General features: G+C 61.3%; 13 protein-coding genes. 4 read left to right on the top strand and 9 right to left on the bottom strand.

From position 1 onward, the window contains the following. Nucleotides 1-5: 5 nt before the first annotated feature. Entirely contained in the window at nucleotides 6-1,094 is a 1,089-nt protein-coding gene (locus GTP90_RS13315) for an AI-2E family transporter (protein ID WP_161083996.1), read from the bottom strand. A gap of 161 nt (nucleotides 1,095-1,255) precedes the next feature. Between GTP90_RS13315 and purM the strand changes: the two genes are divergently transcribed. From purM to hepT, 3 genes are all read left to right on the top strand, one after another. Beyond that, nucleotides 1,256-2,299: a phosphoribosylformylglycinamidine cyclo-ligase gene (gene purM / locus GTP90_RS13310; protein WP_161083995.1), complete on the top strand. Its 1,044-nt coding sequence runs from the start codon at nucleotides 1,256-1,258 to the stop codon at nucleotides 2,297-2,299. A gap of 126 nt (nucleotides 2,300-2,425) precedes the next feature. Continuing rightward, complete coding sequence (gene mntA / locus GTP90_RS13305) at nucleotides 2,426-2,833, top strand: type VII toxin-antitoxin system MntA family adenylyltransferase antitoxin (protein ID WP_161083994.1); 408 nt, start codon at nucleotides 2,426-2,428, stop codon at nucleotides 2,831-2,833. Next, nucleotides 2,823-3,236, top strand: coding sequence for a type VII toxin-antitoxin system HepT family RNase toxin (gene hepT, locus GTP90_RS13300; protein ID WP_161083993.1), 414 nt, complete (start codon nucleotides 2,823-2,825; stop codon nucleotides 3,234-3,236). Before mntA ends, hepT begins: the two co-directional genes overlap by 11 nt. Nucleotides 3,237-3,300: 64 nt before the next feature. On the opposite strand, the gene GTP90_RS13295 is transcribed toward hepT, so the two are convergent. The 4 genes from GTP90_RS13295 to GTP90_RS13280 form a co-directional block, all read right to left on the bottom strand. Then, nucleotides 3,301-4,248: a family 43 glycosylhydrolase gene (locus GTP90_RS13295; protein WP_161083992.1), complete on the bottom strand. Its 948-nt coding sequence runs from the start codon at nucleotides 4,246-4,248 to the stop codon at nucleotides 3,301-3,303. Beyond that, nucleotides 4,249-5,763 carry a glycoside hydrolase gene (locus tag GTP90_RS13290; protein ID WP_217431964.1) on the bottom strand — a complete coding sequence of 505 codons (1,515 nt, stop codon included), beginning with the start codon at nucleotides 5,761-5,763 and terminating at the stop codon, nucleotides 4,249-4,251. Continuing rightward, the gene (locus tag GTP90_RS13285; RefSeq protein ID WP_161083991.1) at nucleotides 5,760-7,283 is read right to left on the bottom strand and encodes a tryptophan halogenase family protein; all 1,524 of its coding nucleotides are present in this window, start codon (nucleotides 7,281-7,283) and stop codon (nucleotides 5,760-5,762) included. Before GTP90_RS13285 ends, GTP90_RS13290 begins: the two co-directional genes overlap by 4 nt. 74 nt (nucleotides 7,284-7,357) lie before the next feature. Beyond that, nucleotides 7,358-10,213, bottom strand: a complete 2,856-nt coding sequence (locus GTP90_RS13280) for a TonB-dependent receptor (RefSeq protein ID WP_161083990.1) — start codon at nucleotides 10,211-10,213, stop codon at nucleotides 7,358-7,360. Nucleotides 10,214-10,685: 472 nt separating this feature from the next. Here GTP90_RS13280 and GTP90_RS13275 point away from each other — a divergent pair, with 472 nt between their 5' ends. Continuing rightward, on the top strand, nucleotides 10,686-10,982 hold the full coding sequence (locus GTP90_RS13275; protein ID WP_161083989.1) for an SEL1-like repeat protein: 297 nt from the start codon (nucleotides 10,686-10,688) through the stop codon (nucleotides 10,980-10,982). A gap of 5 nt (nucleotides 10,983-10,987) precedes the next feature. Here GTP90_RS13275 and GTP90_RS13270 read toward each other — a convergent pair whose 3' ends face one another. From GTP90_RS13270 to GTP90_RS13255, 4 genes are read right to left on the bottom strand one after another with little or no spacing between them, the layout of a single operon-like run. Further along, nucleotides 10,988-11,272, bottom strand: coding sequence for a hypothetical protein (locus GTP90_RS13270; RefSeq protein ID WP_161083988.1), 285 nt, complete (start codon nucleotides 11,270-11,272; stop codon nucleotides 10,988-10,990). Nucleotides 11,273-11,281: 9 nt separating this feature from the next. After that, nucleotides 11,282-12,496 (bottom strand): 6-phosphofructokinase, encoded by a 1,215-nt coding sequence (locus tag GTP90_RS13265; protein WP_161083987.1) that lies wholly within the window; start codon nucleotides 12,494-12,496, stop codon nucleotides 11,282-11,284. Between the two features lie 52 nt (nucleotides 12,497-12,548). Beyond that, nucleotides 12,549-14,531: a S9 family peptidase gene (locus GTP90_RS13260; protein ID WP_161084035.1), complete on the bottom strand. Its 1,983-nt coding sequence runs from the start codon at nucleotides 14,529-14,531 to the stop codon at nucleotides 12,549-12,551. Beyond that, complete coding sequence (locus tag GTP90_RS13255; protein ID WP_161083986.1) at nucleotides 14,531-16,549, bottom strand: alpha/beta hydrolase family protein; 2,019 nt, start codon at nucleotides 16,547-16,549, stop codon at nucleotides 14,531-14,533. Before GTP90_RS13255 ends, GTP90_RS13260 begins: the two co-directional genes overlap by 1 nt. Between the last annotated feature and the right edge of the window lie 59 nt (nucleotides 16,550-16,608).

The raw sequence follows: 16,608 nt of genomic DNA, 5'->3' as shown, positions 1-16,608 counted from the left end.
TCACGTCACGCATTATAGAAGCTGCTGCTCAGGTAGTGGCGGCGGAGATGCTTAAATGCCACCATCAGCACCGCCGAAGCGGGCAGCGCCAGCAGCACGCCGACAAAGCCGAACAGCTGGCCGAAGGCCAGCAAGGCGAAGATCACCGCCAGCGGATTGAGGCCGATGCGCTCGCCCACCAGGCGCGGCGTGAGGAAGAAGCCTTCCAGCACCTGGCCGGCGCCGTAGATCACGGCCACCGCGATCACGCCGCTCCAGTCGCTAAACTGCAGCACGGCCGAGATCAGCGCCAGCACCAGGCCCAGGCCGAAGCCCAGGTAGGGAATGAACACCAGCAGGCCGGTGATGATGCCGACCGGCAGGGCGACGTCGAAGCCGGCGATCGCCAGCGCTACCGAGTAGTACACCGCCAGCACGAACATCACCAGCAGCTGGCCGCGCAGGTACTGGGCCAGCAGCGTGTCGACCTCCTCGGCCATGTTCATCGTGGCGGCGATCCAGCGGCGCGGCACGGCGCCGGCGATACGGGCCAGCATCGGGTGCCAGTCCAGCAGCAGGTAGAACAGCACCACCGGGATCAGCACCAGCGTGGCGATCCAGCCCAGCACCGCGGTGCCGCCGGCGCGCGCCGAATTGAGCACGGCGCTCCAGATCTCCTCGCCGCTGGTGGCCATCTGCTGCGACACCAGCTTCTTGATGCCGTCGCTGTCCAGGCGCACCTTGACGCCCATTTCCTGCAGCTTGGGCACCAGCAGGTCGTTGGCTTTGGCCAGGAAGGCGGGGATCTGCGCCTGCAGCAGCGGGATTTCCTTCTGCAGCACCGGCACCACGATTAGCACCAGCGTGGCGATGGCGGCGAAGAACAGCACCACCACCACCAGCACGGCCAGCGCGCGCGGCACCCGCATCTTCAGGCGGCCGACGCGCAGGTGGTCGAGGAAATCGACGCCCGGATTGAGCGCGTAGGCGATGATGGCGGCGGCCAGGAAGGGCGTCAGCACCGGTCCCAAAGTGACCAGCAAGAGCAAGAATGCCGCCCAGATCGCTACCCAGAATGCCGTTTGCTTTTGCTCTACCGAGAGGGGAAATGGCATGGAAAGTGATTTAGATGGTTAAAAACGGCTGTTGGACGGGGCATTTTGATAAAATAGCGGATTGACCGGGTTGTTGCGTCGCTTTTTGCGCATTTTCGTGGCTTTTTGCTACGAAACAGGTCTCCGCCTTCTATTTTACCGCCTCCGCTGCGAAATACACCATGAGCCAAACTTCTAATGTTTCCCTGTCCTACCGTGACGCCGGCGTCGATATCGACGCGGGCGACGCTTTAGTCGAAGCGATCAAGCCTTTTGCCAAGCGCACCATGCGCGAAGGCGTGATGGGCGGCTTGGGCGGTTTCGGCGCCATGTTCGAGATCAGCAAGAAGTACAAGGAACCGGTGCTGGTCTCCGGTACCGACGGCGTGGGCACCAAGCTGAAACTGGCGTTCGAGCTGAACCGCCACGACACGGTCGGCATCGACCTGGTCGCCATGAGCGTCAACGACATCCTGGTGCAGGGCGCCGAGCCGCTGTTCTTCCTCGACTACTTCGCCTGCGGCAAGCTGGACGTGGCCACCGCGACCGACGTCATCAAGGGCATCGCCCAGGGTTGCGAACAGGCCGGCTGCGCGCTGATCGGCGGCGAGACGGCGGAGATGCCGTCGATGTACCCGGCCGGCGAATACGACCTGGCCGGCTTCGCGGTCGGCGCGGTGGAAAAATCCAAGATCATCGACGGCACCAAGATCGCCCCGGGCGACGTGGTGCTGGGCCTGGCCTCGTCGGGCGTGCACTCCAACGGCTACTCGCTGGTGCGCAAGATCATCGAAGTGGCCAAGCCGGACCTGGAAGGCGACTTCCACGGCCGCAAGCTGGCCGACGTGCTGATGCAGCCGACCCGCATCTACGTCAAGCCGCTGCTGGCGCTGATGGCCTCGATGGAAGTGAAGGGCATGGTGCACATCACCGGCGGCGGCCTGGTCGAGAACATCCCGCGCGTGCTGCAGCCTGGCCTGGTGGCCGAGCTGGACTCGAAGGCGTGGACCATGCCTCCGCTGTTCACCTGGCTGCAACAGCACGGCGGCGTGGCCGACGCTGAAATGCACCGCGTGTTCAACTGCGGCATCGGCATGACCGTGATCGTGTCGAAGGAAAACGCGGCGGCCGCCATCGCCCAGCTGGAAGCGGCCGGCGAAACCGTCTACACCATCGGCGCCATCCGCGCCCGCGTCGGCGACGAGCACCAGACCATCGTCGTTTAAGCGATACCCTTTTGGAGAAGCGGACCACGCCTCGGCGTCGTCCGCTTTTTTTACGCCTGGGCCCTGACCAGCCGGCGCGCGCGTCATGGTGTAAGCTGTAGCCACACACCGACAGCAGGAGTGGCGATGAGCGCGAGTTTTTTTGAGCAGGCTATCGTATCCGTATTGCGCCAACGGCTGCCCGCGCTGCTGGCTGTCTACCTGTTCGGCAGCCGCGCGACGGGGCAGGTGGGCACGGACAGCGATCTTGATCTGGCGGTGCTGGTTGAGGGCAAGCTTGAGCCGTTTGCGACATGGGAGCTGGCGCAGTCCTTGGCCGATATGGTTGGTTGCGACGTTGACTTGATCGATTTTCGTACCGCGTCCACGGTCATGCAATATCAAATCCTCACTACGGGTTCCCGTCTGTGGAGCAAGGACGTGCAGGCCTCGCTGTATGAGTGCGCCATCCTGAGTCAAAAAACTGAACTCGACGCCGCCCGCGCTGGTCTCTTGGACGATATTGAGCGCGAAGGACGAGTATATGGCCGATGACGTCGTCCTGAATAAGGCCGCCACGATAGAGCGCTGCGTGGCCCGCGCCCGCGAGGAGTATCTGAAGAATCCCGCGACGTTCGGTAGCGATCACACGCGGCAGGATGCAGCGATCCTGAATATTCAGCGCGCTTGTGAAGCCGCGCTGGATATGGGCCAGCATCTGATACGCCGGGAGCGGCTGGGTATCCCCCAAAGCGCACGGGATGTATTCAGCTTATTGGCGGACGCTCCATGGATAGATGTGGCACTTGCGGACGTCATGAAGCGTATGGTTGGTTTTCGCAACGTCGCCGTGCATAACTATCAAGCACTTCAACTGCCGATCACAGTCGCCATCATCGAAACGCATCTCGACGATTTTCTTGAACTTAGCCGAAAAATCATTCTGCACGACGCTTAGGCAAAGTCACAAATCGCGCACGGCTACGAGATGGCTGCCATCTTCATCGCCGCCGGCCTGGCTCTTAATGATTTTCCTTCGAACCAAGCTGGGAGGGATCGAGCCCGATTTTTCGGATGCTGCCATCAGATGCGTATTCCAGCGGAGCGGTTGTGATCGAGCGACGATATGAACTCCCGCCGGGCAGCAGGCTGTCGTGATAGAACACCAGGCTTTTCCCATCGTGCTCGACGATCGAGTGGTGATTGGTCGAGATTTTCAGATAATCGATGATCACACCCCGGTAGGTGAATGGTCCCAATGGAGACGCGCCCGTCGCATAGGCTATCTGCCCCGGCCACCCCGTTGAGAAACTGAAGTAATAAACGCCGGCGTGCTCGTGCAAAAACGGCGCTTCGCCGTATTGGCTACCTGCCGGCATATTCTGAATGACCACATTTTTGATCGCTCCATCGGTACTGGTCATATCCGATCCGAGTTTGACCACCTTGGGAACACGCGTGCCAAAGTACATATAGGCTTGCCCGGCATTGTCGACGAACACAGCGGGATCGATCGGTTCATCCCCGGCGTTTGAATCGCGTGCCTTGTCGACCAGCGGGGTCGTTCTCGCATCACTGTACCCGCCATCAGGACGGTCTGAAACTGCCACACCGATCTTGTCCCCTCCAACCGGGGCATAAAAATAATACTTTCCATTGCGATGGGCTACTTCGGGAGCCCACGCCTTGGCATCCGGCCGGGCCCATTTGAACACCGTCACGGATAAGGGAATGCCGGCATCTGTCCAGCTCAAACTGTCCGGCGAAGTGTACAAGCGCCAAGTGGTGGAGTCCCAATATTTTCCGGAGTTGGATGCGTCGTCCGTGGCGTACACGTAGTACTGGCCCCGGCCTTTATCGCTGAAAAAATGCGCGGACGGATCGGCACTGAAGCGCGGCGATATAGGCTGTGCTGCGATCGCAACCGCCGGGATCGCACACACGAGCATCAACATAGCGGAATACCTCATTTATTTCCTCCTCAGGACGTTAGGCGTCGCCACGACAGTCACCACTGACATCGGGCGCGAATGGATGGTCAACCTGCCGGAGCATGAAGCAGGTTGCGAAGTCGCGAGGCTATCTTCCGCCTGCGTGATAAAGGTTTGGCATGTCAGTTTGCCGCGTTTTGCATCGGGCAGCCGGATGTCCAGCATCCGCGAAACGATGCCTGGATTGACTGCCACGATGGCGACTTCATTCGTCGTCGGATTCTCAGCCACCAACGTATCCGGGTTATCGGATTTCAAGAACCGATATCCTGGCCTGATGAATTTGGTGAAATTGGCAAACGCCCAGAATTTCTTCGTGACCTGATATTCGGGCCGCTCCAGATTTGAATAGTCAGCCTTGATTAATCCCCAGTTCGAGCTGTTCTTGGGATCGGAAGACCTGTTTTCTACCGCTTGCCACAGAACCCAGGCGCGCGGGCTCATGCTGTTAATGTCGGTGATGATCTGCTGCGCCAGCGCGATGGCTGGACGCATGTCGTTGCTGTCTTCACGTACATTGGCGGGCGATAAATCGGTTTCGGACATCCACAACCTTTTCCCGGAAGTTTCCGCGATATCCTTGACGCCACTTTTTCCTATCCATTCGTAACTGTGGACGTTGATTTGCTGGATGACAGCTTTCGCCTCGGTGGACATGCCAGCCCAATCAACAAAAAGCGTCTGCGGATTTGTTTCGTCCGGTCCGGAGATTTCTGTCCGCATTCCGTTTTCCCGCAACACCTGGGCCAGCGCAATGTACATGCGCGACTGCGCTTCCGGCGACCAGTGGGCGCCTTCCTGCGTGTTCGTGGAAAACCAATAGGGCGTGTTGGGTTCGTTGATCGGAGACAGTGTTCTGAAACGGATACCATGCCGCCGCTCGAGCTCAGTTGTTACGCGCGCCAGATACCTTGAAAATTGAGTTTCAAAACCTGGAGCAAGATTGTCCTCCAATGCATTGACGTGCCCCGAAACCCTGCCGCTGCGGGTCATGAAATAGGGCGGAGAGTTTGAAAACGCCTCCAGGATCAAGTCCCGCGGCGCTACGCGGGCTTTGATCGCATCAAGCCACCAGCGCTGTCCTGCATCCGCAGACCAGTCCCAGGCATCGTCGGAGTCCGGATGCCACCCCTCACCCGGCTTGCGCCAGAATCCAGGAACGTCCGCACCGAGCCGCAAATACGAAGCTGTCTCGGGCGCATTGCCGCCGCCAATGTTGTACCGCGCGATATTGAGTGCAAGACCGTCCCGTCCATAGAGCAAGTCGGCCAGCTCGGTGCGATGTGGCTCGGCGAATCTCCCGGTCACATGGGCAAACCAGGCCAGGGCGGTTCCCCATCCTTCGAACGGAAGACCCGGATGCCGCCAGTCGACGTTAACCACGGCGGACACATACACCGGCTTTTCGTCCTTGTTCTCGGCATGCGCACCGCTGCGAAGAAGACACAGTCCCATTAAAACCATGCACGGTAACGATAGTGAACGGGACTTCATAAGCGGGTTTCCATTTCCGAGGTAAGCTTGTTTTCTTTTATGTAGGCGGCATGATCCGACAGCCTCGAAACGATCTGTTTAAAGTTGCGCTCGAGCTTGCTGTACGCAGCTGCGAGCACCGCGTCATCTTGCAGGGCCATCGTCGGCATGTAGGTTCTCGGTCGAATTCCCTGCCCCAAAAGGACGGCATGCCACGACGTGCTTGGGAACAGTTCTTCGGCTGCCAGGTTCAGTTGTCCACGCTCACGGAACAGCTCAATTCTTTCCCGCAGACTGTCCGGTATCCGCATGGCTTTTACGTAGCGCCATAATTCCGAGTCTTCGCGTTCAGTGGCGTGGTAATGCAAGATGAGGAAGTCCCGGACATCTTCGATTTCCCGCATGGCGTCTTTGTTGAAGGCCTGTGCGCACAACGGAGAAAACCCCGCATCCGGAAAATATCGAATGAGCCGCTGGATGCTGGATTGAATCAAATGAATGCTGGTAGACTCCAGCGGCTCGAGAAACCCGCTGGCAAGTCCGATGGATACCACGTTCTTGTGCCAAGGCGTTCTTCGCCTTCCTGCGGTGAACTTGAGGCGGTTGACCGGGGCCAGTGGTTTCCCTTCCAGTCCATCCAGCAGACACCGCTCTGCCGCTTCGTCCGTGGCAAATTCGCTCGAGTACACCACGCCGTTACCAACGCGATGTTGCAAAGGGATTCGCCATTGCCAGCCAAAAGGTCGGGCCGTGGAAATCGTATAGGGCGTCAGTGCCAGCTTCAATTCGCAAGGCACCGCACACGCGCGATTCATCGGCAGCCAACGCGACCAGTCTTCATATTCGACACCCAACTCCTGTCCAATAAGCATTGCACGCATTCCGGAGCAGTCGATAAACAAGTCGCCGGAAACCAGCTCACCCGACTTGAGCTTCAGGGCGGTGACATGCCCATTCTCTGCGTCACGTTCCGCCGTCAGCATGTCGCCAAGCTTGTGCGACACCCCGCGCGCCAGGCAGAGCCCTTTCAAATATTTCGCATAGCGGCCAGCGTCGAAGTGATAGGCGGACTGCAGATGCTGCAGCGGATCGCCGGGCCGTTCAGACGTGGGCGCAAATACATTGCTTCGCGCTGCCAAGGTACAAAGCGAGAATTCGGAAAAGTCGGGAACTTGTCCCTTGTCCTTCAAGCGCAGCCAGTATTGGAAGAAGTAGCCAATGTCGCGTTCCACCCCATACGAGCCGAACGGGTGGAAGTACTTTGAACCTTCCTTCAGCCAGCCGCGAAATTCGATGCCCAGTTTGAATGTCGCCCCGGTGGCGCGCATGAACTCGGCTTCATTGACGCCTATCATTTGATGGAACATGCGGATCGGCGGTATCGTCGCCTCTCCAACACCCACCGTGCCGATGGCGTCGGACTCGACCAGGACGATCTGGACGGCCCGGCCAAACGTGTGGGACAACGCGGCCGCTGTCATCCATCCGGCGGTACCACCGCCGAGTATCACCACTTTTGCAATCCATCTACCCTTGTCCATCACACTCCTTCACGCGGAAAACGCGCCGCGGAAAGGCGTGCGGCGCGTTGGTTCATGTCAGTCTTGCGTGGATGTTAGAAGTTTGCTTTCAGGGTCACGCTATACCGGCGGTCGTTGAGTTGCCACAGCAAGCCGCCTGAAGGGCGCTCGACATACGTCTGGTACATCGAGTTTTTCAAATTAACGGCATCCGCTGAAAGCGTGAAGGTTTTATTGATCTGATAGCTCACCGAGGCATCGAGCGACGAATAGGGCGTTGCATATTGGTTTGCACCGGAAACGCCGCTACCATTGATTTGGTCAAGGTAAGCGGAACGCCAGTTGTACGCAATCCGGGCTTGCACCGGGCCGCGTTCATACAGTGCGATCAGGTTGTAGCTGTTCTTGGATAACTTCGGCAAGGGAATGAGGACCCCAGGGGTGAGCTCAACTTTTGAGTCGACATAGGTGTAGTTGGCCTGTACGCCAAACCCTTTGAACGGATCTGGCAGGAAGTCAAAGAACTGCGTAAAGCCAGCTTCAAGGCCTTTTACCGAACCCTTACCCAGATTGATGTTGGTTCCAATATCGTAGATGACTCCGCCGAAGTTCATCGGTTCGATGCCGCTGGCGAGGTAACCCTTGATATCCTTCTTGAACGCGCCCAGGAACGCCATGTTGGACGTGCCCCAGTAGTCTTCCGCCGTCACATCATACGAAGTCGCAGTCATCGGCTCCAGGAACGGATTACCGGAACTGCCGGTAGGACGTCCGTTGGCGTTGAGCTGCGAGGGGATGTTCGGATTCAGCTGAACATGGGCGGCCATGTCGCCAAAGTTTGGCCGCGTCATCGTCTTGCCATAGCCGAAGCGGATCTGCAAATCTTCGTTCAGGTGCAGACGTGTGTTGAGGCTGGGGAGGATATTCGAGTAGCGGTTATTGAGGGCGACCGCATGGGACCCGGTGCTATCCTGGATAAAGCCTATCGATGTCTGATCGGTCCTGACAGCCCGGACACCCGCGGTGCCATCGAGTTCGTAGCCGAATACACTTGTGGCGAAGTCGCCCGTCACGAACAGGGACTGCGTCTTTTCGTGTTGCTCATTGATGTCCCCCGGAGCAAACGATGTATCAAACGTATAGGAGTTTGGCTTGCCGGCGAATAATTGCGCGTAAGTCGCGACGGTTCGGTCGAAAACGCTTGCGTTGGGATTGGCGTACTCCGGGAACACCGCAACAGGGAAACCAATGCCCGGCTTCATGAAGTTGCTGGCAGGCCCGGCGTAGGCGAGATCCGGATGCTGCGCCACTGGAATCAGCGGGCATGCTCCCCAGCTGGGATTGGTGCCCGTATCGTTACAGGCGCCGGTGCTGTTCCAGTTGCCCCGCAAGTTCACCTTGGTGTCCGCCAGGCGTACGCCGGCGTGCAGCTTGGTGAAGAAGTGGTCGCCAATGTCGTAGTCGAAATCCTGGCTAAGCGCCGACATTTTCAGATTGTCGCGGTCCACCCCATTGGCAAGCCACTCGTAATTCCAGTTCTTCGGATTGCCAAAATAGGCGTAGGGATTGCTTGGGTTGGCGGGATCGACGATGGAGAATTTTGGAATCTTGCCGCGCACATCGAAGGCCAGATTGAGATTGGGAATATTGGCGACGCTTCTGCTTTCGTTATCGTAAAGCTTGATGGAGTCGCCATTGCGTTCAGTGTCGTAGTGCGCGGTTTCATAGGCGAAATCAGTCTTCGACTTGAGCCTGTCCGAGATGCGCCACTTCAGGTTCACGGCGGACAAGTTCGTGCGATTGCGAACTTCCTGGTCAAACCGGGAGGACGAGAAAATTTGCGAGCCCAAAGTGCCGCTCGTGGCGCTGCCATCCGCTCCCCAAGTCCAGGTGGAACCAGCCGCTGCGCGCGGGTCGCTATTCTTGTCGTCGCCGTAGATGTATTCTCCGCGGCGGATAAATTTATAGTTCGAATAGAGATTTTGTGCCGTGAACAGCATGTCGTCGTTCACCTGCCATTGGTAGGCGACCGACAGGCCCTCGCGCTTCCGGCTCCCCGAGTCCTGGTACATCTCAAACGAAGTCGGCACATAGAGTTCGGTGAGAGCCCCCTTGTTTGGCATCGAATTAAAGGCCGCAGCCTTTGCCGCCGAGGGAGCTTTCGTCGGGTCGCTCGAGCATTTCCCAACCGTTGCGGTAAGACAGTGCTGCTGTTGCTGAAGAACGGCGTCCTGGCGATAGTAGGTCTCGCTTCCCGTTGCATTCACCAGGATGCCCATGCGGCCAGCACCCGTATTGAATTGCCGGCTCAACAGGCCCGAAACCGACGGCGAAGACTTACGAACCCGGTCATAGTAATTCGACTTGAGCGTAATAACGTTGAGGTCTTCTTTCGAATCGAATGGCAGCCGCGTGCGGATGTTGACCACGCCGCCGACGCCGCCTTCGATCAAGTTGGATGCCGCGTTCTTGTAGACATCAACGCCGGCCATGAGTTCAGAGGGCAGCCCTTCCAGGTCCGGTGCCCGGCCACCGTTGGCCGTAAAGAAGTCTCGTCCGTCGATCAGGTTGCGCACTTGGGTAATGCCACGGATGGTGATCGCGGGTTCGGTGCGGTGGTCGTAATCCGTGCCGCCCTCGCCGTACCGGCGCTGGATCTGGACCCCGGCGACCCGCTGCAGCGACTCGACCGTATTCACGTCCGGCAGCTTGCCGATGTCGGTTGCCTGGATCGAGTCGACGATCTGATTGGAGTCCTGCTTGAGATCGCGCGCCGACTTCAACGCCGCTCGCTGACCGGTGACGACAACGGCGATCGGGGTGTCCGTGTCCTTGCCTGCAACGGCAGTCCCGGCTTCCTGCGCAGTCGCGGTCATTGGCCCGGCCATTAAAAGTGCACAAGCCTGGGCCACCATGGTTTTTCTAATCGTTTTTGTATTTCCGTCTCTCATCTAACTGTCCCCTTAATCGTTTTTTTGGGAAGTGCTCCTCCAATGCTGCCGGCCCGATATTTCGGGTCCAACAGGTCTCCGACGCCCGTTTCGACGGGATCGCCATATTTCTGCTTCTTCTCGCCCGCCTTCTCCAGGCGATTGAAGTAGTGCAATAAAGTCTATTACTGTCAACCATTAAACTGGTATAAGGTTTTTGACGCCAGCTATGGCGTTTTCGCATAGCGAAGCCACCTGCGGGAGCGCCAGCGCGACATGCCTGCGATAATCGGCCCGCTGATCGCACGGCCGCCGTCCTGGTCCGAGACCTCAGCAAGGGGCAAGCCGGTATAACTCGGGTGATATGGCGCTTGAGGTGGACGGTGCTTCGACAACCATTCGATAGGCAATAAGCAGTCCGTTATCGCCAAAGGAAAAGCCAAGACCTTGGTCGAGGCGAAGAGGTCGGCTGAAAGATCCGCGAAAGAGAATCTTGAAGACGTCTGTCGAGCCGGGTTACGCGCCGGCTCTATACGCCCTAGGCGTTTGCTGCGATATCGGAGACTTGGTCGGCAAGGATGAACTCAAGGCGGGGTATTTTTTTGAGCGCGCGGCCAAGCTGGGTTATTCCAAGGCGAAATTCGAACATGGCCGCAATCTCTTTTACGGCTCCCACGGGTTCGATAAGAAATCCCAGCTGGGCTGGCAGCTGGTTCAGGACGCCGCGAATGAACATGTGGAGGACGCAAAGGAATTCATCCGGAACGTCGCGCCTCCACACAGAACATAAAGCCTTTACTTGCGCTGGTCCGGCGGTGGTGGCGGCATGCCGCCTTCGGGGACGGCCACCACGCCTTCGCGCATCTTCTTGCACACGCCTTTGACGTCCTCGCCGCGCCGGCCCTTGAAGGTGACCTTGACGCCTTCGGCCTTGCCCTTGCAGGCGTCGATCGCTTCCTGCGGCGGGCCGCGTTTGCCGTCGTGTTGCGGCGGCGGTGGCTGGTTGCCGTTTTGCGCAGAGGCGCTCACTGCGGCGCTTGCCAGCATCGCCAGCACCAGGCTGCGGGGGAATATGCTCATCTTCATCTCCTATTTCTTTAAAATTTTTTCCACCGGCGACGGCCGCAGGCGGAAGGCGTCGGGCATGCCCGAACCCAGCAACGGGCGCAGGTACAGCCGGAAGGCGTCGGTCACGTCGGTGCCGCTGGCGCTGATGAACTCGTCCTCCATCACCCGCGTCTTGCCGGCCACGTCGGCCAGCGCCATCAGCTCGTAGTCGACCGAGTAGAAGCCGGTGCGCTTGATCGCCACCGAGCCGTCGCGCCCGCCCCACATGGCGAACTGCACCGCCTTTTCGCCCACCTCGCGCGCCTCGCGCTGGTCCACGTCCGACACGCAGCCGATGAAGGACCGTTGCAGGTAGCCGAAGGTGTCGCCGCGCACGCGCTTGATGCCCAGTTTGGCCTTGATCTCGTCGCACAGCAGGTCGGCCAGCGCGCCCGTGCCCGACAGCTGCACGTTGCCGTGCGCGTCGCGCTCGACCTCCTTGGCCAGCAGGCTGGCGATCGGCTCGCCCGACGCGTCATGGATGCCCTCGGACACGGCGATCACGCAGCGGCCATAGCGCGCGTAGGTGGCCTTGACGTCGGCCAGGAACTGCTCCAGCGAGAACACGCGCTCGGGCAGGTAGATCAGGTGCGGGCCGTCGTCCGGGAACTTCTTGCCCAGCGCCGAGGCGGCCGTGAGGAAGCCGGCGTGGCGGCCCATCACCACGCCCACGTACACGCCCGGCAGCGAGGCGTTGTCCAGGTTGGCGCCGGCGAAGGCCTGCGCGACAAAGCGCGCCGCCGACGGGAAACCCGGCGTGTGGTCGTTGCCGACCAGGTCGTTGTCGATGGTCTTGGGGATGTGGATGCTGCGCAGCGGATAACCGGCCTGCTGCGCCTGCTCGCTGACGATGCGTACCGTGTCGGACGAGTCGTTGCCGCCGATGTAGTAGAACTGCTCGATCTCGTGCGCGCGCAAGACCTTGAAGATTTCCGTGCAATAGGCCAGGTCCGGCTTGTCGCGCGTCGAGCCCAGCGCCGACGACGGCGTGGCCGCCACCAGCTCCAGGTTGTGGCTGGTCTCGCGGGTCAGGTCGACCAGGTCCTCGTTGATGATGCCGCGCACGCCGTGCAGCGCGCCGTAGACGCGGGTGACGTCGCGGAAGCGGCGCGCCTCCAGCACCACCCCCGCCAGCGACTGGTTGATGACGGCGGTCGGACCGCCTCCCTGTGCGACCAGAATTTTTCCCGACGACATGCGCGCTCCTCCGTAGACGTTGAACAGGCCTGCCGCAACTATAGCGCGACTTTCAGCGCGCGCCGATATTCTTGTCGAGGAATTTCTCCACCCGGGTCCAGAAGTCGATGCGGTTTTTCGGCAGCGCCCAGCCGTGGCCTTCCTCGCCGTACTTGAGCCATTCGACGTTCCGATTGCCGGCCTTGACGGCCTGATAGAATTTTTCGCCGTGCACCAGGGGCACGCGCAGGTCGGCGCCGCCGTAGGCCATCAGCAATGGCTGCTTGAGGCGCGCGGCTTGCAGCAGCGGCGACGTGGCGCGCAACTGCTCGGCGTCCTTGACGGCGTCGCCGATCAGCTCCGGCATGCCGAAGCGCTTCCAGCTGGCCGGCAGGTCGGACTCGGAGAACCAGCCGCTGTCGTACAGCAGGTGGATGTCGGTCACGCCCACCCATTCGATACCGCAGCGGTACAGCTCGGGATCGTTGATCAGGCCCATCAGCGTGGCATAGCCGCCGTAGCTGGCGCCGGCGATGCAGATGCGCCGCGGGTCGGCGGTGCCCTGCGCGATGGCCCAGCGCGCGCCGTCGGCGATATCGTCCTGCATCTTCAGGCCCCATTGCTTCCAGCCCGCGCTGGCATGGGCGGCGCCGTAGCCTGTGCTGCCGCGAAACTCCGGTTCCAGCACGGCATAGCCGCGCGACGTCAGGAACTGGGTTTCCGCATTCCAGGACCAGTCGCCGCCACGTATAAACGGTCCTCCGTGCACCAGCACCACCATCGGCCGGTTCTTGCCGGGGGCGCCGGCCGGCAGCGACAACCACGCCGGGATGCGCAGGCCGTCGCGTGCCTTGTAGTACACCAGCTCCTTGCTGCCCATCCGCGCCGGATCGATGGCCGGCGCTTCGCTGCCGAGCTCGGCCAGGCGGCCGCTGGCCGTGTTGAACACCTGGTAGGTGTGCGGCTGGCGCGCCGAGTAGGAGGTGACCAGCACCCATGGCGATGCCGGCCGCAGCGGCGGTGTGAGCAGGTTGACGGTGTGCGGCAGCAGCGCGTCGATCTTGTCCTGCAGGGCCTGCATGGCGGGATCGAACCATACCGTGCCCCAGGCGTCGCTGCGCACGCGCGCGCCCAGCAGCTTGTTGTTGCTGACGATCAGGCTGCCCTCGAAGTCGAAGCCATCCAGGTCCACCAGCGGCTGGGCGTCCATTTTCTGGGTGGCCGGATCGTAGCGGTACAGTGCGCTCGTGTCGCGGCCGGCGTGGCTGACCACATACAGCATGCCGTCCGGGCCGAAGGCCAGCGGCGAGAAATCGCCGGCCTGGGCGATATAGCGGCCCTTGGTCGCCAACTGGCGCCATTGCTGGCTGGCCGTATCCCGGTACCAGATCGTGGTGTCATTGTCGTTGTCGGCCAGGGTGTCGAGCAGGCGCGGCGCGCCGTTCTGGTCCAGCAGCCAGTCGCTGCCCTGTCCGGGGTGGGGCACGGCTTGCGTCTTGCCGGTCACCGTATCGAGCTGCAGCAGGTCGATGTACTGCGGCTCGCCGGGGCGCCCCATGTTGACGTCGTAGACGTAGACCGAGTCGCCGTCCTGGGCGCCGTCCTGCGTCATCATGTAGGTGTGCCAGGGCAGCGGCTCGACCGCGAGATCGCCGTCCTCCAGCAGCGGCTGCGACCGGTTGGCGAGGCGGCGGAAGCCCTTGCCGTCGCGGTTGACCGCGTACAGGCCGGGGGCATAGCGGCGGTCGCGCTCGCCCACGCTCTGGTCGGTGACGTTATAGATCAGGCGGTCGTTGTTCACCCAGCGGAAACGGCCGATGTCGGCGTCCTTGAACTGGGCGACCACCTTGGCCTGGCGGTCATCGAGGGTGATCACCATGAGGCGGTCGCGCTTGCCGTCGGTACTGCTCTTGACGGCCAGGTATTTTCCGTCCGGCGACAGCTGCGGTGTGCTGAAGGCCGGGTTGGCAAAGAATTGTTCGGCCGGCGGCGTCGCCGAGGCAGCCAGGCTGCACGCCGCCAGAACCAGCGCGGCCGACAGGCGGTACGGCGACATCAATGCTGCGCTCCGGCGCCGATATGCTTGTCGAGGAATTTCTCGACCCGGGTCCAGAAATCGAAGCGGGTCTTGGGCAGCGCCCAGCCGTGGCCCTCGTCCGGGTACTCGATCCACTCGACGTCGGGGTTGGTCTGCTTGACCGCCTTGTAGAACTTGGTGCCGTGCGGCAGCGGCACGCGCTGGTCGGCGCCGCCGTAGGCCAGCAGCAGCGGCTGCTTGATGCGCGCGGCCTGCAGCAGCGGCGACGTGGCCTTCAGCTGCTCGGCATCCTTGACCGGATCGCCCACCAGCTCAGGAATGCCGTACTGCTTCCAGCCTTCCGAAAAGTCCGACACATAGGCCCAGTGGCCGTCGTGCATCAGGTTGATGTCGGTGACGCCGGCCCAGTCGATGCCGCACTTGTACAGGTCGGGATCGTTGATCAGGCCCATCAGCGTGGCGTAGCCGCCGTAGCTGGCGCCGGCGATGCAGATGCGCCTGGCGTCGGCCGTGCCCTGGGCGATGGCCCAGCGCGCGCCGTCGGCGATATCGTCCTGCATCTTCAAGCCCCATTGCTTCCAGCCGGCGCGGTAGTGGCGCTGGCCGAAGCCGGTGCTGCCGCGGTATTCGGGCTCCAGCACCGCGTAGCCGCGCGAGGCCAGGAATTGCGCCTCCGGTTCCCACTCCAGGTCGCCGCCGCGGACGTACGGGCCGCCGTGGACCAGCATCACCATCGGCAGGTTCTTGCCGGCGCCCTGCGGCACGGTCAGCCAGGCCGGGATGTCGAGGCCGTCGCGTGCCTTGTAGTGCACCAGGTTCTTGTGCGCCATCTGGTTCGGATTGATGGATGGATAGCTGGCGCCGACGGCGTTCAGCTGCTGGGTGTCGCGGTTGTACAGGAAGCTGCGCGAAGGCCACACGTCGCTGAACGCGCGCACCAGCACCCACGGCGCCTGCGGCTGTGCAGGCGGCGTCAGCAGGTTGATGGTGTTGGGCAGCATGGTGTCGACCTTGTCCTGCATCGCCTTCATGCCCTGGTCGAACCATACCGTGCCGGCGGCGTCGGTCTTATAGCGCACGCCGAGGATCTTGTCGCGCTCCATGATCAGGCGGCCGCGGAAGTCATAGCCGTCCAGCTTGACGATGGGCTTGTCGGAGATGGTGTTGGTGGCCAGGTTGTAGCTGTGGATCGCCATGAGGTCGCTGTGCCTGTTCGTGATCACGTACAGCATGCCGTCCGGCCCGAACGCCAGCGGCGTGAAGGCGTTCTTGCCGCCGGTGTAGCTGTCGAAGCCGGTCAGCTTGCGCCAGTCGTTGGTGGCCGGATCGCGGTACCAGACCTCGCTGGTGCGTTCCTTCACGGTTTCCGTCAGGCGCGGTTCGCCCTTGCTGTCGAGCAGCCAGCTCATGCTGTTGCCGGGGCGGGGAATGGTGGCCGCCACGCGTCCGGTCAGGGTGTTGATGCGCTGCAGGTCGACACGGTCCACCTGGCCGGGGCCGCTGATGCTCATGTTGAGCACGTACATGTATTCCGAGTCCTGGGCGCCGGGCTGGTCCAGCATGTAGGTGTGCCACGGCAGCAGGTCGCGCGTCAGCGAGCTGCCCGAGCCGCCGGTGATGAAGGGCTGGCCGTTGCGCTTGGCCAGCTGGCGGAAGTTGGTGCCGTCGCGGTTGATCGCGTACAGGCCGGGCGCGTAGCGCTGGTCGCCCTGGGCCAGCTGGTGGTCGGCGGCGGTGAAGGCCAGGCGCTCGTCGCTGATCCACTGGAAGCGGCCGATGTCGGCATCGCTGAAGTTGCCCACCACCTTGACCGTGTTGGTTGCCAGTTCCACCACGGCCAGGCGGTCGCGCTTGTCCCTGGAGCCGACCCTGACGGCCAGGAATTTGCCGCTGGGCGAGAGCTGCGCCTCGTTGAATTCCGGATTGCCGAAGAAGTCTTCGACCGATGGGCGGGGCGGCGGCGCGTCGGCGGCCTGGACGGTGTGGAAAGCCTGGCTGGCGGCAAAGGCCAGCAGCAGGAGAGGGCGCAGGTTCATGGTCGTATTTGAAATGGACGGTGCCCGCACAATAGCACTAAGTTATCAAATCCGCCATG

The sequence above is a fragment of the Duganella vulcania genome (genome assembly GCF_009857655.1).
Classification (GTDB): Bacteria; Pseudomonadota; Gammaproteobacteria; order Burkholderiales; family Burkholderiaceae_D; genus Rugamonas; species Rugamonas vulcania.
This window is presented reverse-complemented; position numbering and strand designations above follow the sequence as displayed.